Source organism: Paenibacillus phytorum (assembly GCF_013141715.1).
GTDB classification, from domain to species: Bacteria; Bacillota; Bacilli; order Paenibacillales; family NBRC-103111; genus Paenibacillus_E; species Paenibacillus_E phytorum.
The window spans coordinates 40,299-65,213 of the sequence record NZ_WHOA01000249.1 but is presented as its reverse complement, the minus strand read 5'-3'; the positions used below and the strand labels follow the sequence as shown (position 1 = coordinate 65,213).

Below are 24,915 nucleotides of genomic sequence, written 5' to 3'. Positions count from 1 at the left end.
CTCCTTTACCTGAGAAGTTTATTTCAAAGTCTGTAAGTACTGAACAATATCTTTAATTTGAGCGTCATCAAGCTTGCCGCCTGCTTCTTTACCAAAAGCCGGCATTTTGTTGCCCGGTTTTTGGTCTTGCGGATTATGTATCCACAATGCCAATTTCTCAGGTGTGTTTTCCAGTATGCCTGCAAGTGTACCGCGATCCGCGAAACCTTTAAGGTTAGGAGCAACACCTGGACCGTTCGCATTAACAGCGTGACAAGACATACAATTTTCTTTGAAAAGCGCTTCACCTTTTTGTGCAGTTGCCGGCACAGTAGCAGGAGCTTTCATTTTCGCGACCCAAGCGTTGAAATCGGCTTCGGACTTCGCTTGAACGGTAAAGTTCATCAAGGCATGCGAGGCTCCGCAAAGCTCTGTGCATCTTCCTTGGAAGGTTGCGATTTCGTCAGCTTGAAGATAAAGCGTATTATGGATACCTGGATTTGTATCCACTTTACCACCTAGGGATGGTACCCAGAAGGCATGAGACACGTCAGCTGAAACAAGATCGAATGCAATAATTTTATCCTTAGGTACGACAAGCTCTTGAGCTGTAGCGATGCCTAAATCGGGATATTCAAACTGCCACCAGAATTGATGTGCAGTTACTTTGACATGAACCGCAGCTTTGTCCTTATTGTAATTCGTTGAATGCTTAAATGTGTAGGTCACTGTTGGCACCGCAAGTACTAACAGAAGGAGAATCGGAACAACGGTCCAGATAATCTCAAGCACGTGGCTACCTTCAACTTGCTTAGGTACGCTATTGTCACCTTCACGCTTACGAAAGCGAATTAACACATACACATAAATTGCAAATACGACAATTACGACAAAAACCATGATAAAGAGACTTAATTTCATTAAATAAAGCTGCTCGGATGCCACAGGACCTTTAGGCACTAAAGCAGACAAGGTTGGGTCTCCACACCCGGTTAGCAAGAACGTCATTGCCGCTAAAAGGGGCACCAGACGCCATAACTTTTTCAATCGACTCATTGTATCAACCCCACTTTTAAAACAATATTTTTACCACGAAGGCCATGCCCATGTCAATTCACTTTATTAACTATAAATTCGTGAAAAGTTTTTGTCAATCGCTGGAGGGAAGTTCACAAATTGTTCTTAAACCGCTCTGTAGCGATATATTTTCCCACCATGGTTATTTCCATACACCCGCCTCTTTATGCATAAAAGCCTTTATTTGTGAACACGAATAAAAGCGCAGAAACATCCCATCCTATAACCATTACAATGTATATGGGAGGTCTCTTTTGATGTTCAGGAAGTTAGGTTTTCCGATTTGTGGAATGATATTCCTCTTGCTCACAATTAGTGGTTGTGCAGAGGAAGGAAGAGAATATGGAAAAAGTCCCGACCACACGAATTTTGGCGCCCCTGTCGAAAAAACAGAGGAAGCTGAAAGAGCATATCAAACTCAACAGCTTCATGGTCCAGTTACACACAACAATAACAAACTTGAGTACAGCCAATTCCTGTCTAATCAACTAAATGCCATGAACGGGGTAAACACAGCCCTCGTTATGACGACAGATCAAAATGCTTACGTTGCTTTAATGATTGACAGCAGTGCAGTCGGTACCAAAGGAACAACAAAGGAAACGAATAATCAAGGAACGGCGAAGGGATTTTACAACGATCATGTTCCTTTCAACGATTATTTACCACCTAATGAACTGAATAATGGCTTTAACAATTATGAAACAGCTATTCATCACGACCTGCTTTCTCACCGGTTCAAGCAAGCCATGGCAGAAAAAATTCGGCTGCTGCAGCCTGATGTCATGGATGTCTACATCTCTGCAAACCGTGATTTCCTTAATAAAATGAATAGTTATGTGCTGGAAAGCTGGAAAGGTAATTCACTCATGCCGCTATTACCGGACTTTAATCAAACCGTCACAAAAGTCTTCGGAACAGCTCAATCTTTGCCTCAAGTCACCAAATAGCAGAAGTTATTCTTTTAAAAGGTGTTTTCCTATTAAATATCTTCTATATATAGTATCTATTTTGCCACTGAAAGCCGGCTCCTGTTTTCATTTGTCGGGCATTCCTGTACAATGAGGGAATCGTCTTTAATAAGGAGAGACTTTGGTCTTTGACCAAAGAACCCTATACGAAGGAAAAGGGAGCTGGCCAATTACCCATGTCAAATGGATTTGCCTCATTAGGAATTAGAGATCGTCTTGTTCAAGTTTTGCAAGCTGGAGGCGTCGTAGAACCGACTCCTATCCAACGGGAAGCGATTCCTGTTTTATTAAAAGGTACGGATGTTATCGCTCAAGCACAAACAGGTACGGGTAAAACCCTTGCCTTTGTACTTCCTATATTAGAAACAATTGATGTAGAGAGCTCTGAAGTACAAGCACTAATTCTGACACCCACACGTGAACTTGCGATTCAAATCAGCAACGAGCTCAAAAGCCTTGTTCCCGTCACAGGCGCAAAAGTTTTGGCCGCATATGGTGGGCAAGATGTAGAAAAACAGCTTAGAAAGCTGCAAGGGAACATACATATAGTAGTAGGAACACCGGGAAGATTGCTTGATCATCTTCGTCGCGGTTCTATCAATTTCTATAAATTGAAAATACTCGTATTAGATGAGGCCGATCAAATGCTGCACATGGGCTTCCTTCATGAAGTGAAGGACATCATTGCACAAACATCTCCTTACCGCCAAACCCTTCTCTTCTCGGCTACGATGCCTGAGCAGGTCGTAAACCTATCCAAAGCTTATATGAAAGAAGCTAAGGAAATTAAAATTCAAAGTAAACAAGTGACTTTGACTGAAATTAAACAAGTACTGGTTCCAACGACAGATCGAGACAAACAAGATGCTTTGATAGCAGCTATTAAAGAATATAAGCCATATCTAGCGATGATTTTCTGTCGTACGAAAGCTAAGGCTATAGCGCTCAATGAGGTTTTGCAGGAAATCGGCTTAATGTCCGATGAGCTTCACGGTGATTTGTCTCAAGCGAAGCGCGAACAAGTCATGAAGCGTTTCAGAGACGGGCGAATCGAACTTTTGGTTGCAACGGATATCGCAGCTCGTGGCTTAGATGTTGAAGGCGTCACTCATATTTTCAATTACGATGTCCCGCAAGATGCAGAGAGCTATATTCACCGTATTGGCCGAACTGGCCGTGCTGGGGAATCTGGTGTAGCTGTGACTTTTGCTACGCAGCGAGATATGCCTACCATTGAATTGATCGAAAAAGGGATTCGGATGTCTTTGAGAAGTCCGGAACAACAGCAAAGACGTGTACGTTCCAACTCTGAAGAATATGTAGACACAGATGGCAGAGGTTCCGCACGCAGAAGCAGCGGCGGTCAATCACGCGGGGGCCGTAATGAAAGAAACGGCGCAGCTGAACAGCGCGTTGGACGCAGTGGAAGATCCGGCGCTCGCGAAGCTAGCCGTGGTGGTCGAGACAACGTTCAGTATGGAACGAATAGTTCGTCCTCTAGAGGCGATAAATTCGGTTCGCGTACTGCTGCACCTGGAAGTGCACGTACTGGACCACGTCCTGCGAAGGTTAATTCGGAACGCAATCCGAATACATGGGGACGCGCTGAGAATAAAGACCGCCCAGCAGCAACGAATGCTGGACCAGGTCGCGGTGACAACATGAATGCGGCTAAAGCACGCGTCACCCGTTCTTGGAGTGGCGGAGACGAAGCCGAACGCGCGCCTCGTACAGCAGGTCGCGGTGAAGGTACAGAGCGCAAACGTTCTGCCCCTCATGGCGACAAGTCTTACTCGCCATATAACAAGTATGCCGGCACGGGGCGTGACGACGCTGCAAGTGCGTCACGTACGATTCGCGGCGGTAAAGGCCGTGGCGACAGTGCGGAGCGCGGAGCTCGCGGTGCTGCTGCACCACGCGGTGAGGGCTTCGGGGCTCGTGGTGGAGCACCGCGTGGCGAAGGCTTTGGAGCTCGCGGCGGAGCGCCACGTGGCGACAGACCGAGTGCGCCTCGCGGCGGGCAAGCTGGCGGCGAACGCAGCGGCCAGGCACGCGGACGTGGCGACAGTGCCGAGCGTGGAGCTCGCGGTAGCGCACCTCGCGGTGATAGCTTCGGAGCACGCGGCGGACAATCAGGCGGATCCCGCGGCAGTGCACCACGCGGTGGCGGCCGTGGCGGAAAGCGCTAAGCAAAAAAGCGCTTTCTACGCAAGGCTTTACCGAATAACCCGAACGTTGTAAAATATAAATACGGTTGCAAGAGATCCTACTCATCAAAAATCGTTTCATACCGTTGCACGCACGTAGGATTTACCCCCCACAATTCCCATTAAGGAGGTATGTTCCATGTACGCATTAAAGGACAAGGAAATGATTTTTGTATTCACCGGTCCTCACGGTGCTGGTCGTAAGACGGTCGCGGAAATGTCAGGCTCTACGCTCGGCATGAAGCAGGTCATCTCTTACACCACCAGACCTCCGAAGGCTACCGAAGAAGATGGTCAAGATTATCACTTTATCTCTCCGGCTGAGTTTGTTAAAGCCCAAGCTGCCGGTGAATTCATTGAGGTTAGTACAGTTAATGACCATTTGTATGGCATCAAAAGTGCAGATATTGAACACATGTTCGAGCTTAGCGGCAGCATTTATTTAATCTTGAACCGTTTTGGCGCCGAAACCCTCAAAAAGATTTACGGAGATCACGTAGTCCTTATCTTCATTCATGCCGGGCGGGATAAACTTGAACAACGGATGAAAGAAAGTGGAGACTCTGAAGAAGTCATTTCGAAGTATCTCTCTTATTACGAAGATGAATTAGCTTTCCGTGACCAATGTGATCATGTCTTTGAAAATGTGGATTTAGCGCATACGGTGTTTGATTTAACGAAAACGTTGGATCAGTACTTAAATCGCAATCTAGTTGATTTAGATTAAACGGCAGTAAATGCCTACAACAGGCCTGGACGGAACTTCGTCCGGGTCTTTTCACATGCGGCTGCAATGCCTTTTAAAAGGAGTTGTCCACTTGAAAATTATATCTATTGAACCGACACCTAGCCCGAATTCGATGAAGCTCAATATGGATGAGTCACTTCCCACTGGTGTGCGAAAAACCTATACAAAAGAAAACAGCAAGCAAGCACCTGAAAACATTGGGCAATTGTTGGCTGTCCAAGGCGTGATTAGTGTGTTCCACGCTGCGGATTTCATTGCCGTAGACCGTACCTCTAAGGGGGACTGGCAGTTCATTCTGGCCAGAGCCCGTGAGATTTTTGGCGAAGCGCAGCCATCTGCCGCCGGAGGCCTGCCTCCGGAACAGCAGCCTACGGCTGAAGCTGCATTCGGTGAGGCACAAGTCCTCGTGCAGATGTTTCGCGGTATCCCGCTCCAGGTGAGGGTACGCGCTGGCGCAGAGGAAGTGCGCGTAGGAATGCCGCAGCGTTTCACTGAGGCGGCAGTTCGCGCAGGTACGGCATCGCCGAACCTGATTAAGGAGCGGAAGCTCGAGGAGCTCGGCGTACGCTACGGCGAGCTCGGGGACATCGCGGGCGAAGTCGTCCAGGAGCTGGACGCTTCTTATGACGACGCCCGCGTCGAAAGCTTGGCCTCCCTCGCGATGCAGGAGACCTCAGAATCATCCCCTGCGGAGGAATCCGCGGGGGTTGAAGATGCTAGCGCAGCCCTTGCGCAGCTGCGCCATAGCGATTGGAAGCTGCGCTACGCCGCGCTTCAGAAGATCCAGCCGTCGCTTACGACGCTGCCGCTTCTCGTCCATGCCCTGCAGGACGAGAACACGTCGATTCGGCGACTAGCAACCGTATACCTCGGGGATATCAAGGAACCCGAGGTACTGCCCTTCTTGTATCGTGCCCTCGAGGACGATACACCTTCCGTTCGGCGGACCGCAGGCGATACGCTGTCCGACATCGGTGACCCTGCCGCCATGCCGGCCATGGCGAAGGCGCTCAAAGACCGCAACAAGCTAGTCCGCTGGCGCGCGGCGCGCTTCTTGTACGAAGTAGGAGACAACACTGTGCTAAGCGACCTGCACCAGGCAGTAGATGACCCCGAATTCGAGGTGCGCATGCAGGTGAAAATCGCACTCGAGCGCATCGAAGGCGGGCATGCCGCCGAAGGCTCTGTCTGGCAGCAAATGACGCGTAGAAACGAATAGTGTTTGGTGGAAGTTACACCTTCTTTGGGTGAGCGGGCTTGTAAGGTTGATGCAAAGCAATCTACGCCCAAAAGGTTTCTCAACGTGTAAAGTTGTAATTTGTACAACTTTCTTTTCAAAATATGGTCAGCTTCGTCGCCCTACCCCTTTCTTATTTTTAAAAAATGCACGGAAGACATCCAGAATTTCTGGATAGCTTCCGTGCTTTTTTCTCCTGCCTACTTTATAATTGCGCCTTTCCTTTTATTCTTTCTACTCTTCCTTCACTTTCTACCCCTTCTTCTCTTCTAACTCTTTCTACTCTTCTACTCATCTCGATCTTCATAATCTTCCCCTAACGCTTATCAAACTGCTCGAAATACAAAATCCGCTCCAAAATCGTTGGATGCGAGCCGCGGAACCACTGAACCAGCTTAGGTTGTGTGACGGGGCTGAGATTTTCTTTGGCAATGTGTTGAAAGGCGCGGATCGCGGCGCTGCCGTCTCCGGTCATTTTCATAGCATAGGCATCAGCTCGATGTTCGATGACTCTCGAGAACGCATTTTGCGCTGGCGCCGAGGCAAAACTCATGATCGTCACTATAAGCAGCAGGATCGGCAGAGCAGCCAAATCGTTTTCCCCTCGTATTCCCCAAATTGAACCCCAACGCCGAATAAACAAACGATAAGCATGAAAGGCAAGCCAGAAACCGATGAAACTAAGTAGGATCCCATAGGCAATCCCTAGATAGATATGCCGTTCGGCGTAATGTCCCATTTCATGAGCCATCACGGTCAAAATCTCATCAGGCTGCAGCTTCTTCAGTATCGTATCCCAAAGAACGATGCGCGCGTTCCCTCCAATGCCATTCACATAGGCATTAATTGTATGAGTCCGCTCAGACATATTGACTTCATATACTTGATCCGCAGGGATGTGTGATTGCGCAGCAAGCTGGAGTATTTGTGCCTTTAGCTCTTGATTTTGAAGCGGTTGAAAATCGTGATACAGCGGATCCAGTACAACGGGCTGGATGAAAGTGACGAACAAAATAAGCGGAATAGATACCAGCCAGAACCAGAGCCACCACCGGTTAGGACTCCATTTTAGCACTCCTCTAAAAATCCAGACGATAACTGTCGTACCCAAGACATTAATCAGAAAATCTTTGCCATGATCACTCCAGAACAAAGCTAGTGTTTCCGTCGATAACCCATAAGCTTGATCGATTTTGAACAGGAAATAATCAATCGGCAGCAAGAGCACGTCCATAAGTAAGGTAAATAAAAGCACAAAAGCAACCATCTGCAGGAAGGAGGCTCGGAACAACTTTTCTGCCACACGACGAAACCTTACTGCAACTCCGAGCAGGGCCAGCAGAACACCCAACTGTAGTGGAGTGCTCAGGAAATAAGCTAGCGACCGTATGCGTGACAAGGACTCGGCCTTTGTAATTTCTTGTGTGGTCATGAACGTATGCGGGTCTGCAATGGTTCCAATTAGTGCATATGGGATGTGGAACAAGTCCCCTTTTAAGAAGTAAACGATCAAGGTTAACGCATATACTCCAAAAGCTACGACAAGTCCCATGTAGAAACGCTTCATTTCATACCTCCACGACCAACATCGTTCAAGTTAATCAATAACCAGTCTGGTGTGAAATCTCTAGCCAGGAGCCACACCTGGGTGAAATGTCCATGCGGTAGTACCAGATTACGCTTCCGGCCAAGTATATCGGACATCCCAAACAAAAGGGATAAATTACGAATAAGCAGCATGCAGGGATAATCATGTGAGTAATCTTTAAATTTATGTTCCTTACTTTGAATGCGGTCATTAATGACCTGAATAAACGTATCTATGCCTTCGACACTAGGCTTAGTCAGCTCGGAACGCGATAGCATAAGCCGTGCTTCCTCGGTATCATAGAACAGATGGGTGACTTCTAACCCAATTCGATTATTCCTGGCATCCTCAAGCAGTGCGTCCGGCTTCTCTTGCTGTTGAATTATACGAAGGGGAACCTCGTTATTCACATTGTATAACTCCAGAAAGATATCAATAGCGGCTTGTTCCATCGCCTTTTTCTGATCCTCGTGTTTATTCATAAGTCTCCCTTTATATCCGTTAAACGAGTCTTTGCTCCATTTTACCCTATTCTATGTGCATATACCTCACAAGTTCTTATGATCGCTCTAAAAAACCTACGCCCCTCGCAATAATCCGTTCTCCTAAACTATGCTGCAGAGTTGTCATTGTATGTGCATTGGATTGATTATTTTCACTTTGCAGAAATAAATGGCCGAGACCTTTATTTGATTTTTGTATTTTCCCATGTTGTAATGAGAAGATAACCCAGATTGGACGTGGGAAATGAAGAAAATGACTTGTTGCTTTTTAGTGTTATTCAGCATCTTTTGTTTGGAAATCGCTATGCCTACACCTCCTGCCCCGGAGCAGGTATTACCTATATCCGTCACTAAACCGCATCTAGAAGGTACAGAGCAACCAATATCAATATCAATTTCAATACCCACCCCTGCACCATCCATTCAACCTAATAAGGAGCATCATTTTCAGTTACAAAATGTTCCTGCCCTATCGCAACTGCCCGAGCTGCCGAACGGATGCGAAGCAGTCGTTGCTACGATGCTGCTAAACTGGGCTGGAGTCCCAGTACCCAAAGAGGAAGTCGCTGATGCACTCCCCTTAGGCGAGTTGCCCTATGTGAATGACGACGGTGCATTTATTGGCAGTAATCCAAAAGATGTATTTGTAGGTAACCCTTATGAGGTAGGTTATGGTATTTATCATAAGCCGATCGCGGACATGCTGGATCAATGGTTACCTGGTCGAGTTAAGGATTTGTCTGGTATTGCCTTTGATGATTTGCTCACGATTATTGCCCAAGGAAAACCAGCCATGATCTGGGCAACCGAACATATGGATACACCTTATCTGGAGATGGAATGGCAGGATGAGGAGGGGCAGCTAGTTGAGTGGTATCAACCTGAGCACGCTTTGCTCTTAACCGGCTGGGACGACGATTATGCCTATTTGAACGATCCTATGACCGGAAAACAGGAATCCTATGCTTTATCTGATTTCAAAACAGTCTGGGAGCAGATGGGGTCTCAAGCGATTACAGTTAATTAACAGAAAGTCTCTCTTGCTTTGTGTGGCATCTATACATAGTCTCCAAACAATAAAAAGCATGAACTGCTCGATCTATCCCGAGTAGTCCATGCTTTTTTTATATGGGATCCATTTGCACAGCCGCTTGCTTACCGCTAAGCTGTATGCCTGTGTGCTTACGCCCATGCGAGCTCAAATCTTTGGTCAGCGTCTCAAGCAATTCTTTGGCCTTCGCGCCTTCTTTGCCTGAAATCTTCACGACCAGCAGCACAGCGTCGCCGCCTTGCAGAATGCGCTCCGCCTGCTGCCTCTTCGTCTCCAAGTCATGGTCTTCGATGTGAGGTGTTAAGCGGAGCTCCTTGACCTTCGGTGCTTGCTCCCGCTTGCGGGCCTGCTGCTTTTCCTGCAATGCTTCTTGCTTCGCTTGCCCAGCGCCTATGAGCTTACATGGAGGAGGACTGCTCATGAGCGAGGTGCAGATTAAATCCACTTTCAGCTGCTTCGCCAGCAGTAATGCTTCCTTCGTGGACATAACGCCCAGATCTTCGCCAAGCAGTCCCGTAACATGTACCTCGGATGCTTTAATTTTCTCATTCTTAATCATTGTGATTACACCTAATCTTTCGCTATAATGAACCCATCACCAGGAAGAGGTTGTTTTAAGGAGATGTCTATTCAAATATGAATAATAAACAATTAGAAGAGCAAATGATCGAAAATTACAAACGTGAAGAGCATATGATGATCCTCGTTTTTGCACAATGGTGTATCAACCATGATTTGGATCCTGCTGCGCTTTATCATAGCGCCTATCCCGACCAGCCTAATAACGAATCGCTGCAGCAAGCCCTTGATTTAACGGTTCCCAAAGAAGAAGCCGGTGAAGTCCCTGATGATACTGTACTAGGCGTACTATCTCTATTCGGCAACGAGGAGCTCGCCTTCATCGTCACACAAGAAATCGATAAGCGTCCGAGTAAGAACCGTTAATCGTTTGTTTAAAATGCATGCTGTCTCATCTCAAGTTTAAAAGCTTCTGCCAACAATTCAATCGTCTGCAGTCTCGTCTCATAACGGTAGCCGCCGGTCACGATCATTACTTCGTCGACTTGGTAGCTTTCGGCTAGGTTCAACAGTTGCTCCCTTACTTGGTTCGGATCACCAATAATCATACGGGATCGATTGTCCCTTACCCTTGTATGGTCCCAATCTGAGTACACATAGTCAGCCGCTTCTTCGGGCGATTTCACTCCTGTGAATTCGCCCTTTTCCGTTTGTAGGATGCGCAAATCAATCGAAGCCGCAAGCCCCTCTGCCTCCGCCTGCGTCTCAGCGCACAGTACATAGATGCACACCGTCGCCTGCGGTACGACATTCAGCGCGGACGGTCGGAACGAGCTGCGATAGCTGCGCACCGCATGCTGTCCTCCCGCTCCGTTGATGAAGTGCGCGAAGCAGAACGCTGCGCCTGCTTGCGAGGCATACACCCCGCTCTGCCCGGTGGAGCCGAGCAGCCACACCTGGGGCATCGAGTCCACCAAAGGGGTGGCGCGGATGCCCTCGAACACATGCCCGGGTTCCACCGAGTCGGCGAGGAACCCGAGCAGATCCGTGACTTGCGCTGGGAACCGCTCAAGTCCTTCGAACATATCAGCGCTGATGCCTCGCAGCGCTTTCGCCGTATGCGGCGTGCCTCCGGGCGCACGCCCGATGCCAAGGTCGATGCGCCCTGGATAGAGCGCTTCGAGCATACGGAAATTCTCAGCGACCTTGTAGGGGCTGTAATGGGGCAGCAGCACGCCGCCGGAGCCGAGCCGAATACGACTAGTGCGGGCACCCAGCGTGGAGAGAAGCACCTCAGGCGAGGAGCCCGCAAGGCCTGCCGAGTTATGATGCTCCGACACCCAGAATCGGGTGTAGCCTAGACGGTCGGCCACCTGAGCCAACCCAATTGTTTGCTGTAACGCCTCGCTATGCGTAAACCCGGATGATACCGGTGACTGATCAAGAATACTTAGCTTCAGCATTGTCATCCCTTCTTTCTGAGTCATCTGCCGATGATCTTGATTATACAACGTCCGACCAACAAAAGAAAAAGGACAAACCCCTAATGGCGTTGTCCCGAATTGTTAAATTTTGATTAATCCATTCCTCTTACTTACTAAAAGTGTATGGTTATGGGTAAATTTTATGACAGCCTTTTTTCCAAACTACAATTTTTCAATACACTTTTATCTTTAATTACGTGTTATTAAATCGGAATCCATCGTCATATAGACTCATATGAGGCTGCTGTATGAAGGATTCTCTCTTCTCGGTTGAATGATGTTGTAGAATGTGTAACAATTTCTCCCTAGATCCCGCCTCTCTCCCATCAATGCTCCATCATGTACAACAATTGGACCCCATAAAGGCCATTTGGCAATAAATAGGCTCAAAATGTTGTACAAACTGCAACTTCAACCTACAAAATAGCCTTTAGGTGTGTGAATTGTTGTAGAGAATACAACATTGGTAACCACTATTGCCGAGGAGGTGTGCCTGCCAGTTGTGACGAGGCATAATCTGAATAAACGAAGAGGGGCTGTCCCCAAAGAAAGTAGATAAATCTACTTGAGGACAGCCCCTTTTGGTCGATTGACCTTCTGGGACATTCGAATCGGTATTCAGAACGAAATTCATAGCTCCATTGGATTTTTCCAATGGAATTTGCTCTTTGGCTTCGAAATTTGTGCTTCTATTGGAATAAATCCAATGGAATTGACTTTTAGGCCGCCAAATTCCTACTTCCACTGGATTAATCCAGTGGGAGTAGCTGGCAAACTGCAACATCACAAAGGTGGGGCTGAATTTTTCAGTGGGAATTTAGGTTTAGGTTCAGGTTCAGGTTTTCCAGCCGCTACCCTAAACTTCAAGACTAACAAGAAATGTCTTAATCTCATAAGGCTTCAGCTCAATATTAGCAGCCTCCACGTCTCCGATAGGACGCTCCATCAAATCACATTCCTGCAGCGATCGAATTTTAAAATCGCTCTTGATATCCACGTGGGTTCGGACTCCAGCAAACTCATGGATACGCAGCACTAGTCTCTCCCCATCCTCTGCTTTCTTGATCGCATCCGCCATCACGTTTGGAGCAGAGAATTCGAACATGGAAAGTGTACCTTGAGCTGGAACACCTACATAGCTCGTCAGCGGATTATTAAGCGCCCATGCTTCCTGTACCGTGCCGCCTGCATACCAATCCCCCGTATGTGGGAGAAGGGCATATACAAAGGAATGTTCCCCAAGATCAGCTGTCGGATCCGGATGAATCGCAGATTTAATTAGCGATAAGCGCATGACGTTATCCTTAATGTCGTAGCCATACTTACAATCATTCAGTAAGCTTACGCCGTATCCACGTTCGGACAAGTCCGCCCATTGGTGCCCAACGGATTCAAAACGCGCCCAATCCCAGCTCGTATTCCAATGCGTCGGACGTTTAACGTTACCGAACTGGATATCGTAAGTAGCCTCCGTAGAACGCACGTCTACCGGGAATGCAACCTTTAGGAGCTGCTGACGTTCTTGCCAGTCGATATGGGTGCTGAAATCAATGCGTCGGCTGCCTGCGTAGACAGTCATCGACTGCGAGATCGTAGACTTCGCAAAGTTCCATTTGAATGCAACAGTTGCGGCTAATGGTCCATTTTCAACGAGCTCAACAGATACGAGATCGGTAATTTCGCGCATTTTTTCTTGGTAGAAAATATCGATATCCCAAGCGTCGAAATCAATCGGCTTATCTTCAAACACCTGCAGAACGTTGCCTTGCGAGCTTGCAGCAAGCACGTTCCGGCGATTATCTAGGTCGAATACGCGAACTAATTGACCGGATTCGTTCCATTCGATTTCATAATGAGGCGTTTTCAGCGAGCGTCCATCCAGTTGGAAAGGAATCTCGTCAACCACTGCTGTTTGAGTTTGATCTGTAAAGTGAATCGTCGTCATACCTAATGATGGCATCTTAGGTGCGTCGATGATCCAGCGACCATCCGTGTATTGCGATTTCAATTGGTTGCCTTCCCGATCTGTCCAAACGCTGCCAATCGCAGCTTTTTCCCCAGGGATTACAACAAGATCGCTGCGTTCCCATGAAGCGCTGTTCAGAACCGTTACCGCACCTTTTTCCTGCTGGTTTCCAATTCGTGCTGCAGCTTCATTCCACGCGGCTGTCCCTATAGACATAGCTTCCGCATACTCCTCACGACTGTCCTCGTAGACTTCAGTAATCGAAGAACCAGGAATAATATCATGGAACTGATTGCGTAAAATGATAGTCCAACCCTTGTTAAGCATCTCCTGTGGATAAACGCTCCAATCGGATTTCAACAAGGCAGCCAAAGCGCTGACATATTCCGTTTCACGATATAGAAGCTCCAGCTTACGATTCATCCGTTTGATATAGGCTTGGCTCGTATAAGTCCCGCGGTGATATTCGAGATACAGCTCACCGTCCCATGTATGCACATAACGGTCCGTTGCTTCAACGGTTTCATGTAACCGCTCAAAGTATTCGTCTGCGCGCCCTGTTTTCACTTGTGGCAGGCCAGGCATGTCTTCCAAACGACGGCGCATCTCCAGCATCTCTCGATTGACACCGCCGCCGCCATCCCCATAACCATAAGAAAGCAGAAGCTCTTGATTCACTTCCTTATCACGGTAGGCGTCCCAAGTACCTTTGACTGTCATTGGCGTCACCATGCCGTTGTACGTATAGAAGAACGAGTTAGCTTCCTCCCAATCGCCGGGTGTGGTAATGAAATGCGTCAAAACTTCGGTGCCATCAATTCCCCGCCATTTGAAGGTATCGTGTGGCATGCGATTGAACTGGTTCCAGCTGATTTTGGTCGTCATGAACGTATCGAAACCGGATTTCCGCAAAATTTGCGGCAGCGCCCAGCTGTACCCGAATACGTCAGGAAGCCATAAATAGGTGCTTTCTACTCCGAATTCTTCACGAATAAATCGGGTTCCCTGTAAAAATTGTCTCACCAGCGATTCCCCAGAGGTTAGGTTGCAATCCGCTTCCAGCCACATACCTCCGCCAACTTCCCAGCGTCCCTCACGTACACGTTCAAGAATTTGCTCGTAAATATCAGGATAATCTTGCTTGATATAGGCGTACAATTGAGGCTGCGTCTGCAAAAACACATAGTCCGGGAATCGTTCCATTAGGCGCAGCACGGTTGAGAACGAGCGTGCACATTTTTCCCGAGTATGCTTAAGTCTCCACAACCAGGCCACATCAATATGGGTATGCCCAATACAAGTAACCGTAACTGGATGTTTCTTCTCCATCTGATTTAATTCTTCAAGCAGCAGCTCACGGGAACTATATACGGATTCATAGTAGGCGTCCGAGAGCGGATTCGACCAATCAACTAGCTTAAAAGAACGATCGAGCGCTTTAACTAACTGAGTACGTTCAGGATGGTTAGCATCCAGACTGCGAATTGTTTCCAGCACAGCGCGTCCTGTGTAGTAAAAATCGTCAACCCGCTCATCCAGCCAGCAGATTTCAGCGCGATTTACCGTATGCTTCTTCTCGCGCGGTTTCCCGCCTCCTTCGAGTCCTGACCACAGGCGGATATCCATCCGCGCCTTCGTACCTGCCGCTTCTTCCGGCAAAAATACTTCTTGATGGTTCGAATCGACACCCTGAAAAGGGGAACCGTTCCAATATAATAAGGATTCGAAGCCGTCATTGTTGCCTCCGCCCGTTTCACCGAAATCGAAGCGCCCCAAAATGGTTTTGTCTGCCCATTCCTTTGGAATATCAATCGTGCGCGATAGCCACACGTAGCGGTCGCGCCCTTTCCAAGTCTCACCTGTCTTCAGTTCAAACGTAGGCTGCGTGACTGGCGGCCTTGCTCCAATCGTTCCTTCCTCGTCTTCCGTAGCTGAAAATCGCTCCAAAGGTACCGCATCGCGATACCGGGTTTCGCTTAATTCGCGCAGTCTCGCTTCCAGCTTCGATTCTGTAAAAAACATATCGAATCTCTCCTCCTATCGATTTCAGTGAATCAATTTCTCTAGCTTGAGCAAATTGGTATAACTTAACGCCAAACTATCCATCGGGTTTCCCGGGCAATAATCTTGCTCAACAGCGAACCATTCTACCCCATTTTGCAATCCCCACTTCAGGATAGGTGCGAAATCAATCAATCCAGTTCCGATTTCAGCAAAATATTTTCTTTCGTCTGCAGTAATATCCTTCAAATGGAGGATCGGCATACGAAAAGCATAATTTTGGATGAAGGATAGCGGATCTTGATCCGCTTTTTTGACCCAGTAGGTATCAATCTCCGCATAAATAGCCGGATCTTCAAGCAAATATGAAAGCGCAAATTTACCGTCGATTGTCGTATGAAATTCAAAATCGTGATTATGATAACCTACGCGGTATCCCATGCCACTGACTTTCGAAGCGGCTTGCAACAAATCTTGACGTACGCTAGCATATCCTTCTGGATTCTGCAGACCATCCGGTAGCGAGTGGCAGATCAGATCCTTCGTATCGAAAAGGTGAGCCTCCTCCAATACGGCGTCCATATCGTTCTTCAATCGCTCCAAACCGACATGCATGCCAGCCGTTTGCAAGCCGATTTCCTTCATTACCGCAGCAATATCTTTCGCGGGGTTTCCATGTAACCCATCGATTTGGACGGCTGCCCATCCCATCTTTTTCAGTTCTCTAAGCACGCTTGGGAAATCTTTTTTCAATTCGTTTCGCAAGGTATACAATTGCGCAGCCAATTTATGTTTGATCATTCCGCCATCTCCTCCCTTTTCAAATCCAACCATTCGACCTCTTGCTCAGTTAAGAGCAGATTCATAGCTTGTATGGAGGAATCCAACTCCTCGGGGTTTCGAGGCCCAATGATTGCACAAGTCGGGAAAGAATGGTTAAGAACGTATGATAAGGCAATTTGAATCGGTGTAACTTGTTTCTCTTCCGCCAGCTTCGCGGCACGACGATAACGTTCCCAGTTGTTTTCACTGTAGTACACGCGTACCATTTCCTCATCCGCACGATTGTCTGGTGTGAAATTGCCTGAGAAAAATCCGCCAGCTTGGGCGGACCATGCCAATAATGGCAGCTGATTGACCGAATGCCAACCGCAGGTTTCCTCATCTGCCGAAACGCAGCCTTCCCAGCGGGGTACGTTAGGCTTAGCAAGACTAAGATTCGGACTGCTGAATGAAAAACCTGTGAGTTTATGGGCAGCCGCGTACTCATTCGCTTCCTGGATTCGCTTATGCGACCAGTTAGATGCTCCAATTGCCCGGATTCGCTTGGCCTCAAGGTGTGCATTCAGCTCTTCGATGATCGGTCCGACCGCAACGTCCGGATCGTCCCGGTGCAGCGCATATAGATCGACATACTCCGTTCCTAGCCTTTCCAGACTCTCTGTCAAATCCTTGCGGATCGCTTCGGGATTTACCCGTGGACCCGGACTGCCGTCATCATGATGAGCACCCTTCGTTAGAATGACCACATTCTCTCGGTTTTTCTGCTCCGCGAGCCATTGGCCGAGAACCAGTTCTTTCCCGCGATATTGATGGGCAGTATCGAAGGCATTGCCGCCAGCGCGAATGTAAGCATCCAGCATCATCCGTTCTGGCTCTTCCAATTTTCTCAAATCTCCAGTTCCCATGAACAACCGGGAAATGGGTTTATCTACGCCCTTGATATACATATATCTCATCCTGAATCCTCCTTCAAACATTTGACCGACCAATCAAAGTGAGTACAGCTGCCGTTCTATTCATCCTCTTTAAACACCGGCAGCAAACGGAGTTCAAACGTGAATTCTTTTTCGTTAAGACGGTATGACTCAAGAAGCTCCGGTCCACATGAATTGGATCCTACCCCGCTCATCTTGTAATCCAGATGGACGGTCGTTTCCTTCCTCTTCGCAAGCTCGTAGTTATGAGCCGCTCTTGTCAAATCCTCTGGGGTAAAATGGCCCACATTCAAGGAGAAATCCTCTGGAGAGGAAAACTTGATCCCCATCCCTTGCTCATTGGAAACAATAGCCCACTCTGTTCCATACCTGGACCCATTTTCCTGAGGCATGATGTAATCTTCAAACATCTCATCGACGGTCATCAGGTATCTGCCTTTTTTCACGCTTTGACGCTTGTCGATATAGCTCTCATGCGGTCCGAAGCCTAAATATTCGACTTCCTCCATACCTTGAGGCATCATAAGCTGAAGGCCAAAGCGCGGAAGATAGACCTGCTTTTCTCCCACTTTTACTTGCAGCTTGACTGAAATCTCGCCAGTGCCATCTACTCGCCATATTGCTTCTCCATGAAGGATGGTAAACCGGCTATCACCGCCGAGGGAGAAATCGCTCTTGATTTCAACAGATGTACCGTCAATTTCCGTCCATTCACAGCTGTAGGTTTTCATTGCTGTCCGATCATAACCGGCGTTCATCCATCTTTCCTTCAAATGCATGTCATTATCCGTTGGAGCGCGCCAAATAGTGAGCTGGGCCGGAGCCTGGAGCATATTCACTCCCTGCTTGGAAATCTTCTGTATCATTCCGCTGTACAAGTCAAATGAATGACAGAAATCAAAGCCTTCGATCGTCAGAATATCTCCCTCCTGATAAGCTTGAAGAGGGAACATCTGCCGTAAGCTATCACCTGATTCTTTCACCTGCTGCACAGGTAATACAAACTGTTCAAATGTGATTTCGTAGCCGGCTTCCGCCCAACTCGTCTGTTCCTTCAACCAACAGGATAAGGTAAGCAGATAGGTGCCAGTTGAGGTTTCCGGCAAATTATAGGGTATTGTCGCAATTTGATGACCATGCGGTGCGGCTTCAATAGACCCCAGTTGTCCCTGCTGGACAACCAAACCGTCCATCTCCACTTTCCAGTAAAAACCCAAATGAGATAAATCAATGAAGTCGTAAAGATTCGTCACATTGATCGTACCTTTTCGCAAATCTTGCGCTTCGATGCGAATGGGCGCGACCACCTTCTTGAGCTCCAGCAACCCCGTATGTGGTTTCCTATCCGGCGTAATCAGACCATCGATACAGAAATTCCCGTCGTTAGGCTTATCTCCAAAATCGCCCCCATAAGCAAAGAAAGGCGTACCGTCTTTCGTCTCGGTCTTGATGCCGTGATCGCACCACTCCCACACACAGCCGCCCATGAGCTTCGGATATTTGTAAATGGCATCCCAGTAATCCTTCAAATCACCTGGACCATTCCCCATAGCATGGCTGTATTCGCATAGGAACAGCGGCTTCTTCTGTTTCTCATCCTGGGCATACGCTTCAATTTCTTGCACGGAAGCATACATTCGGCTTAGCATATCGAGACTCTCCACGTCGGGATTAGCTTGACTTGAAGCAGCACCTTCATAGTGAATCGGTATGGACGCATCACGCGATTTGGTCCATTCAGCCATTGCGATATGATTAACATCGTAACCAGACTCGTTGCCCATGGACCACATCACGATTGATGGATGATTTTTGTCTCTTTCCACCATACGAATAGCCCGATCTAGAAATGAAGCTTTCCATTCAGGTTTCTGAGAAAGCAGATGGATATTCCCATCATCCCATTCCTCGCTGGCCGTCCCCATTCCATGGCATTCCAAGTCAGCTTCATCAATGACATAGAAACCGTACTCGTCGCACAAATCCATAAATCGGGAATCGTTCGGATAATGCGAGGTTCGGATCGTGTTGATATTATGCTTCTTCATCAGAATGAGGTCTTTGATCATATGATTCAGCGGAATCGTTTGTCCTAGCTCAGGATGGGAATCGTGGCGATTAACGCCCTTTAGCTTAACCGCCTGTCCATTGATCTGGAAAACGCCGTCCGTAATTGTAATTTGCCGGAACCCGACTGGAAATTGAAGCACCTCATTACCACAATGAACATAGAGTTGGTACAGATTCGGTTTCTCGGCATTCCACAAGACTGGATTCGTCACCTCGAAGCGGAGCGTGCCTTTTCCGTCGACAGCGGCTTCGTCCGTACCCACGATGCTACCTTCAGAATCCTTTAATTCAGCTCGGACCGCAACCTGACCTGTCGTCTCCAGTTCTGTCAACAGAGTTACCTTCCGGAAACCGTCTTCGAACGTTTGTTTATTGAACACATCTCGAACATGGACAGAATCGCGTGCAAGCAAATACACACCCCGGAAGATTCCGGTATACCGCCACGCATCTTGGTCTTCCAGATAAGAACCGTCGCACCATTTCAACACCATGACGGCAATACGGTTTTTCCCTTCGCGGAGCAAGGAAGATACGTTGAATTCCGCAGGTACCCGGCTGCCTTGGCTGTAACCGGCGAACTTGCCGTTTACCCAGAGGTAAAAGCACGAATTAACGCCTTCAAAGACGATATATTTATCCTTTTTGTCCCAGTGACCCGAAACGTTGAATTCTCTCACATACAACCCGGCTGGGTTGTTATCCGGTACATAAGGGGGATCGCAAGGAAAAGGATAATTGATATTGGTGTATTGAAGCTGATCATAGCCATTCACCTGCCAGCATGACGGAACGATTAATTCATCCCAGGCGCTGACATCCGCCGATTCCTCGTAGAAAGCTTCTTCTACCTCCCTAACACTGCGATGATATTGGAACTTCCAACTTCCGTTCAATGTCTGATAAAAAGGGGAACGAGCGCGTTTTCCGGATTTCGCCGATCCCGCATCCGCATAAGGGATGTAATGGGCTCGGGGAGTCTCCCTGTTCACTTGCAAAACGCTTAAGTCTTCCCAATATCGATTGATGTGAATCAATATGACCACTCTCTCTTTCGTCAAGACATCTATGAATTAAAGTAACTCTTTACCATCAGACGATGGATCAACTCGGCGAATAAACTGTTGGCCCAAGCAAACCATGGGCGCGTATAATCAGTCGGGGAATTCGGATCAAACCCTTCATGCATGTACCCCGTATCCGCATCCGTCCGCAGCAGCATCTCCAGAAGCTCTCTTACTTCGGTTTCATCCTCCGAGGTAAGGGCCTGCATCGCCAGACTGATCGGCCAAATGTAGCCAGCCGGCGTATGCGGGCTTCCAATCCCTTTGGCATATTTTCCATCAAAGTAGTATGGATTGTCACTGCTTAGCACAAATCTACGTGTATTCTGATAGACCGGATCGTCAGAGTTCGTGTAACCCAAATAAGGAATCGACAGCAAACTGGGAACATTGGCGTCATCCATCAGGTTGTAGTTGCCGAATCCGTCTGTTTCATACGCATAGATCTTTCCGTACTTAGGATGAAGATAAGTGCCGTAGTTTTGAATGCCAAAGTCTATCTCTTCTCGAAGCTCCGCTGCAAGCTGTACGCACTCCTGATCGTCCCATACGATCTGGGCAATTTCCTCGATGTATCGGAGCACCACGACCGCGAACATATTGGCAGGAATCAAATAGCCGAACGTACAAGCATCGTCGCTTGGCCGAAATCCGGACCAAGTCATCCCTGTATAATTTACGGGCATTCCCATCCGTTTATTACGCAGTGTATCACTTGGCGGACAATCTAAACGGGCGAACCTGTAAGGAGATTCTTCGGCATGTCTTTGTTCTGTTTTCCATAGCGACATAATGGTGTGGACCGCTGACCGGAAGGAATCATCGAACATATCCGTCCGTCCGGTCGCCTTCCAAAACAAGTAAGACAGTTGGATCGGGTAACAGAGCGAATCAATTTCGTATTTGCGTTCCCAAATCCACGGATTCAGCTCGGTCAGATCCTGATCGTACCGATTATCATTCGCTTCCTCATTGAACGCATTGGCATAAGGGTCGATATGAATATAAGCGATTTGCCTGCGAATCAATCCCGCCACTATTTCCTGCAGTTCTTTGTCTCCGGCCGTAAGCGGTATATAATGCCTCACCTGCGCGCTGGAATCCCTTAACCACATCGCCGGGATATCCCCGGTGAATACAAATGCGGTATTGTCGTTCATTATTTTGGTTGTCGTTTCAAGTGTATTCGGATAGCAGTTCTTGAACATGGCGAGCAGTTTCGGGTGCCCAGCAAGCTTAATCTCCGCTTCTTCAAGCAAGGAAGTGACAGAATTAGGCAAGGTCATTATTCCCAATCCCCCAGAATATCCTTATAGGCTTCCAAATAATCATCGACAAGCAGCTTAGCAATGGAATAGGAATTAACAAGCGGATGAACGGTGAGTGCCTGGATGGCTAGGTCACGCGATTTATGTTTGACAGCCTCAACGGTCAGACGCTCAAACAGCTTCACATTTTTCATCAGCAGGCTCATTTCCTCCGGCACGGAACCGATATGAACTGGCTTTGCTCCGTCTTTCGTAATAACGCAAGAAATTTCAACGACGTCATCATCCGCGAACCCTTCGATACTGCCTTCATTCGGTACAGATAGAACGATGTTGTTCGTCTCACCCGTTTGCAGCGACTCCACAAAATCCAGCATGACACCTGCATAGCCAAGTGAGTTAGGCAGCTCCAGCTTATCTGTCGGTAGAACAGGCTTCGACTCCGAGTTGGTTTCAATCGCCATGTAAGAAGCTTCCCTTTTTTGCGTATAGTACAAATAGGTTTGAATGGCTTCATCTGGGTTGCTTTCAATATCCATCTTGCGTAAGATATCCAACATTTCCTTATTATTCTCAGCGATCATCTGGCCGCGCGTCATTCCTGATTTGACAATATTGGCGAAGGCCTTTTCACGGTGGTAATAATAGTACAAATATTCATTTGGCAGAAAAGGAAGTGATTTCAGCAAATCGGTGTCGAACATTTTGAATTCATCCACTCGACTTGTAAAATCAGGATCATTCTTAAGCTCCGACATAATGTCCTTGCCTTGGTAAATCACTTTGGTCATCCATGACAAATGATTAAGTCCGAAAAATTCAACTTCAAGCTCCTTCGGATCGAGCTCTAGCGCTTCCGCCATTCGCAGCTTCGTATGGCTTGGCGAATCGCAGATGCCGATCACCCGATCGTAACCCGCATTTCGCAATGCTTGCGTAACTAGTCCAGACGGGTTCGAGAAGTTAAAGATCCAAGCCTGGGGTGCAAGCTCTTTGGCAATCTCGCAATATTCCATGAGAACTGGAATCGTACGAATCGCCATCGAGAAACCGGCTGGCCCCGTCGTTTCTTGACCGATCACGCCATGCTTTAGAGCGATCTGCTCATCTACATACCGTGACCATTCCTTACCTACACGTACCGTAGTTACAATATAGTCCGCACCCTTAATCGCTTCGCGGCTATCAGTCGTCGTCTCCAACTGTAGGTTGATTCCGCTGCGATCGATTACGATCTGGCATAATTTCGAAATAATCGCTAGCTGCTCCGCATCCGTATCATGAAGAACAAGCTTAGTAATCCCGGCATCTTCGGCTTTTAACGTTAAACTTTTTGTGAATAAAACGGCGCGAACCCCGCCGCCTCCGATTAAGGTCAATTTCATAATTACGCCTCCATACGTTCTTTAATGTGATCTCCGAATTGAAGGATAAAGGCCTCAAGCCCATCCTTGTCCGGTGTACCCGTGCTGCCGCCATGAGCGCCGACAGATAGTGCTCCGCAAACATTTCCGTACTGCAAGCATGTTTCCACATTTTGACCCGTCAAATGTCCATAGATATAACCAGCGTTAAAGGAATCCCCTGCGCCAGTTGTATCTACAGTCTCGGCTGGAAATGCCGAGTGGTACGTTATCCGGCCATCCTTCATGGCAACGGCCCCTTTTGGACCAAGTTTAACCACAATATGATTGGAATAGCTCGCCATAAAGCGTAAGCTTTCTTCTATATGATCGAAGCCTGTGTAATGAAAAGCTTCCGTTTCGTTCATTAGAAACACATCAAAATAAGCCATTAAATCGAAAACGCCCTTAAACCACTCACCGGAATCATCCCAGCCTACATCGCAAGAAAGGGTTAGACCCATCTCCTTAAGTAGTTTGGCCATCGCTATGAATTCTTCATGGTTGCGTCTTCCTCTATATCCGGTCACGTGGACATGTTTCCCTTGAGCGATTTGTGCCAAGTCCAGATCCCTTATTTCAAGCTCCATATTGGATCCGCCATAAGTGATAAAAGACCGATCCGTCTCGGGATTAATCGCTATCGTGATACCGGTGTTACTCGTTTTACTCGTCTTAATCAAGCTGGTATCGATTCCATATTGGCCAAACTCCCCTCGAACATAATGGCCATAGCCATCATCTCCCAGAACACCGTTAAAAGCCACATGAAGCCCGAGCTTAGCGAGTGAAATCGCGAACAAAGCCGCTCCCCCGCCAACATGCATCGTCATATTATTAACGAAAATCTCCTGCCCTGGCTGAGGAATTTGATTAAGTCCTGCCACAACGAGATCTATATTGGCGTCACCGATGACCACCGCATCAAATTTTTTCAATATACTCTCCCTCTCTCAATCCAGATAAATAATCTATGCTTTTACGCTTCTCTATATCTATGTTTTTCTATGCTTATTTGTCTTCGCGATAAGGCCCACAGCTGTTACGGACAACAAGCTTGTGTTTCAAAATGATATCTTCCTTCGGCGTTTCCGCATCCCCTGAAATCAAATCAAGCAGCGTTTCCACCGTAACTTTCCCCATATCTTGAATAGGCTGCTCCATCGAGGATAACTGTGGACGAACCAACTCCGTCAACTGGCTTCCATCGAATCCAATGATCGAAATGTCTTCCGGAACTTTCAACTGATGGTCATGAATGCAATTCATAGCCCCTACAGCCATATCGTCACTCACTGCAAATATAGCGGTTGGATGGGTACCGCAAGCCAGAATCTCTTTCATGAGATTGTATCCGCTTTGTATTTTATAATCGCCGAACCGAATGTATTCATCTACGATTGGGATGTTGCGCTCGGATAGAGCACCGCGGTAACCGATGTAGCGATTTTGGCCGGAGGTCACATCCCTCATGTCGCCGCCAATAAACCCAATTCGTTGATGTCCAAGCTCTATCAAATAATTGGTTGCATCGAAGGCTGCCGCGTAATCATCAATGATCACAGAAAGGAACGTTTGATCCGATGGTCTTACACTTGAGAAGATAATCGGGATATCCAGCTTATTCAAAAATGCCCGGATTTCATCATTCAGTTTTTCATGCATAATGATAATGCCGTCTACACGCATTTCATTAAATACATTTAAATATTTGAACTCTTTATCGGTATCCTCAATGATGTTACACACCAGAAGATTGTAATCATTCAGACTCGCTGTTTCTTCAATACTGCTTAGAATGGTGGAGTAAAAGCTTGATGTAAGGTCTGGGACAATGACACCGATAAGGTTCGTCTTTTTCCGCACCAGACTCCTTGCGATATGACTAGGCGCGTAGCCGAGCTCGTCAATAGCTCTTTTCACCCTAGCTTTTAGATCGTCCTTTACATACTTCTCTCCATTAAGCACCCGCGAAACCGTAGTCACGGAAACGCCTGCTTGTTTGGCGACATCCTTAATCTTCGGAGCCAACCTTGTCACCCTACCTTCTGAAAACTAGTT

20 protein-coding genes are annotated in these 24,915 nt (G+C 47.5%); 6 read left to right on the top strand and 14 right to left on the bottom strand.

The genetic code is table 11. The features are described from left to right. Positions 1-18 precede the first annotated feature (18 nt). Positions 19-1,035, bottom strand: a complete 1,017-nt coding sequence (gene coxB / locus GC098_RS37945) for a cytochrome c oxidase subunit II (protein WP_171649498.1) — start codon at positions 1,033-1,035, stop codon at positions 19-21. Between the two features lie 278 nt (positions 1,036-1,313). Here coxB and GC098_RS37940 point away from each other — a divergent pair, with 278 nt between their 5' ends. The 4 genes from GC098_RS37940 to GC098_RS37925 all read left to right on the top strand — a co-directional run bounded on the left by GC098_RS37940 (position 1,314) and on the right by GC098_RS37925 (position 6,201). Beyond that, the gene (locus GC098_RS37940) at positions 1,314-2,006 is read left to right on the top strand and encodes a YhcN/YlaJ family sporulation lipoprotein (protein WP_171649497.1); all 693 of its coding nucleotides are present in this window, start codon (positions 1,314-1,316) and stop codon (positions 2,004-2,006) included. 149 nt (positions 2,007-2,155) lie between these two features. Next, on the top strand, positions 2,156-4,216 hold the full coding sequence (locus tag GC098_RS37935) for a DEAD/DEAH box helicase (RefSeq protein WP_312880608.1): 2,061 nt from the start codon (positions 2,156-2,158) through the stop codon (positions 4,214-4,216). Between the two features lie 157 nt (positions 4,217-4,373). Further along, the gene (locus GC098_RS37930) at positions 4,374-4,961 is read left to right on the top strand and encodes a guanylate kinase (protein ID WP_057304207.1); all 588 of its coding nucleotides are present in this window, start codon (positions 4,374-4,376) and stop codon (positions 4,959-4,961) included. Between the two features lie 91 nt (positions 4,962-5,052). Then, positions 5,053-6,201 (top strand): virulence factor, encoded by a 1,149-nt coding sequence (locus GC098_RS37925; RefSeq protein WP_171649496.1) that lies wholly within the window; start codon positions 5,053-5,055, stop codon positions 6,199-6,201. A 334-nt stretch (positions 6,202-6,535) separates the two neighbouring features. Here the strand turns inward: GC098_RS37925 and GC098_RS37920 are convergent, their stop codons facing one another. The 3 genes from GC098_RS37920 to GC098_RS40645 all read right to left on the bottom strand — a co-directional run bounded on the left by GC098_RS37920 (position 6,536) and on the right by GC098_RS40645 (position 8,733). After that, positions 6,536-7,786: a M48 family metallopeptidase gene (locus tag GC098_RS37920; protein ID WP_171649495.1), complete on the bottom strand. Its 1,251-nt coding sequence runs from the start codon at positions 7,784-7,786 to the stop codon at positions 6,536-6,538. Next, a complete protein-coding gene (locus GC098_RS37915) occupies positions 7,783-8,289 on the bottom strand; it encodes a hypothetical protein (RefSeq protein WP_171649494.1) in 507 nt (168 codons plus the stop codon). Before GC098_RS37915 ends, GC098_RS37920 begins: the two co-directional genes overlap by 4 nt. A gap of 144 nt (positions 8,290-8,433) precedes the next feature. Beyond that, on the bottom strand, positions 8,434-8,733 hold the full coding sequence (locus GC098_RS40645; protein WP_246359210.1) for a hypothetical protein: 300 nt from the start codon (positions 8,731-8,733) through the stop codon (positions 8,434-8,436). Here GC098_RS40645 and GC098_RS37910 point away from each other — a divergent pair. Further along, positions 8,615-9,337: a C39 family peptidase gene (locus GC098_RS37910; RefSeq protein WP_246359209.1), complete on the top strand. Its 723-nt coding sequence runs from the start codon at positions 8,615-8,617 to the stop codon at positions 9,335-9,337. The two genes, GC098_RS40645 and GC098_RS37910, sit on opposite strands and share 119 nt — an antisense overlap. Positions 9,338-9,434: 97 nt before the next feature. On the opposite strand, the gene infC is transcribed toward GC098_RS37910, so the two are convergent. Further along, positions 9,435-9,920 carry a translation initiation factor IF-3 gene (infC, locus tag GC098_RS37905; protein ID WP_171649492.1) on the bottom strand — a complete coding sequence of 162 codons (486 nt, stop codon included), beginning with the start codon at positions 9,918-9,920 and terminating at the stop codon, positions 9,435-9,437. 77 nt (positions 9,921-9,997) lie between these two features. Between infC and yxiS the strand changes: the two genes are divergently transcribed. Beyond that, complete coding sequence (gene yxiS / locus GC098_RS37900) at positions 9,998-10,306, top strand: protein YxiS (RefSeq protein WP_171649491.1); 309 nt, start codon at positions 9,998-10,000, stop codon at positions 10,304-10,306. A gap of 8 nt (positions 10,307-10,314) precedes the next feature. On the opposite strand, the gene GC098_RS37895 is transcribed toward yxiS, so the two are convergent. The 9 genes from GC098_RS37895 to GC098_RS37855 all read right to left on the bottom strand — a co-directional run bounded on the left by GC098_RS37895 (position 10,315) and on the right by GC098_RS37855 (position 24,894). After that, positions 10,315-11,343 carry an LLM class flavin-dependent oxidoreductase gene (locus tag GC098_RS37895; RefSeq protein ID WP_171649518.1) on the bottom strand — a complete coding sequence of 343 codons (1,029 nt, stop codon included), beginning with the start codon at positions 11,341-11,343 and terminating at the stop codon, positions 10,315-10,317. Positions 11,344-12,220: 877 nt separating this feature from the next. Further along, complete coding sequence (locus GC098_RS37890; protein ID WP_171649490.1) at positions 12,221-15,352, bottom strand: alpha-mannosidase; 3,132 nt, start codon at positions 15,350-15,352, stop codon at positions 12,221-12,223. Between the two features lie 24 nt (positions 15,353-15,376). Next, complete coding sequence (locus GC098_RS37885) at positions 15,377-16,132, bottom strand: sugar phosphate isomerase/epimerase family protein (protein ID WP_216625581.1); 756 nt, start codon at positions 16,130-16,132, stop codon at positions 15,377-15,379. Further along, positions 16,129-17,070 (bottom strand): aldo/keto reductase, encoded by a 942-nt coding sequence (locus GC098_RS37880; protein ID WP_171649489.1) that lies wholly within the window; start codon positions 17,068-17,070, stop codon positions 16,129-16,131. Before GC098_RS37880 ends, GC098_RS37885 begins: the two co-directional genes overlap by 4 nt. A gap of 56 nt (positions 17,071-17,126) precedes the next feature. Continuing rightward, positions 17,127-20,180, bottom strand: coding sequence for a glycoside hydrolase family 2 TIM barrel-domain containing protein (locus GC098_RS37875; protein WP_246359205.1), 3,054 nt, complete (start codon positions 20,178-20,180; stop codon positions 17,127-17,129). A gap of 5 nt (positions 20,181-20,185) precedes the next feature. Beyond that, on the bottom strand, positions 20,186-21,469 hold the full coding sequence (locus tag GC098_RS37870; protein ID WP_171649488.1) for a glycoside hydrolase family 125 protein: 1,284 nt from the start codon (positions 21,467-21,469) through the stop codon (positions 20,186-20,188). Next, positions 21,469-22,836, bottom strand: a complete 1,368-nt coding sequence (locus tag GC098_RS37865; RefSeq protein ID WP_171649487.1) for a family 4 glycosyl hydrolase — start codon at positions 22,834-22,836, stop codon at positions 21,469-21,471. Before GC098_RS37865 ends, GC098_RS37870 begins: the two co-directional genes overlap by 1 nt. A 2-nt stretch (positions 22,837-22,838) precedes the next feature. Then, positions 22,839-23,792, bottom strand: a complete 954-nt coding sequence (locus GC098_RS37860) for a carbohydrate kinase family protein (protein WP_171649486.1) — start codon at positions 23,790-23,792, stop codon at positions 22,839-22,841. A gap of 73 nt (positions 23,793-23,865) precedes the next feature. Then, complete coding sequence (locus tag GC098_RS37855; RefSeq protein WP_312880605.1) at positions 23,866-24,894, bottom strand: LacI family DNA-binding transcriptional regulator; 1,029 nt, start codon at positions 24,892-24,894, stop codon at positions 23,866-23,868. Positions 24,895-24,915 lie beyond the last annotated feature (21 nt).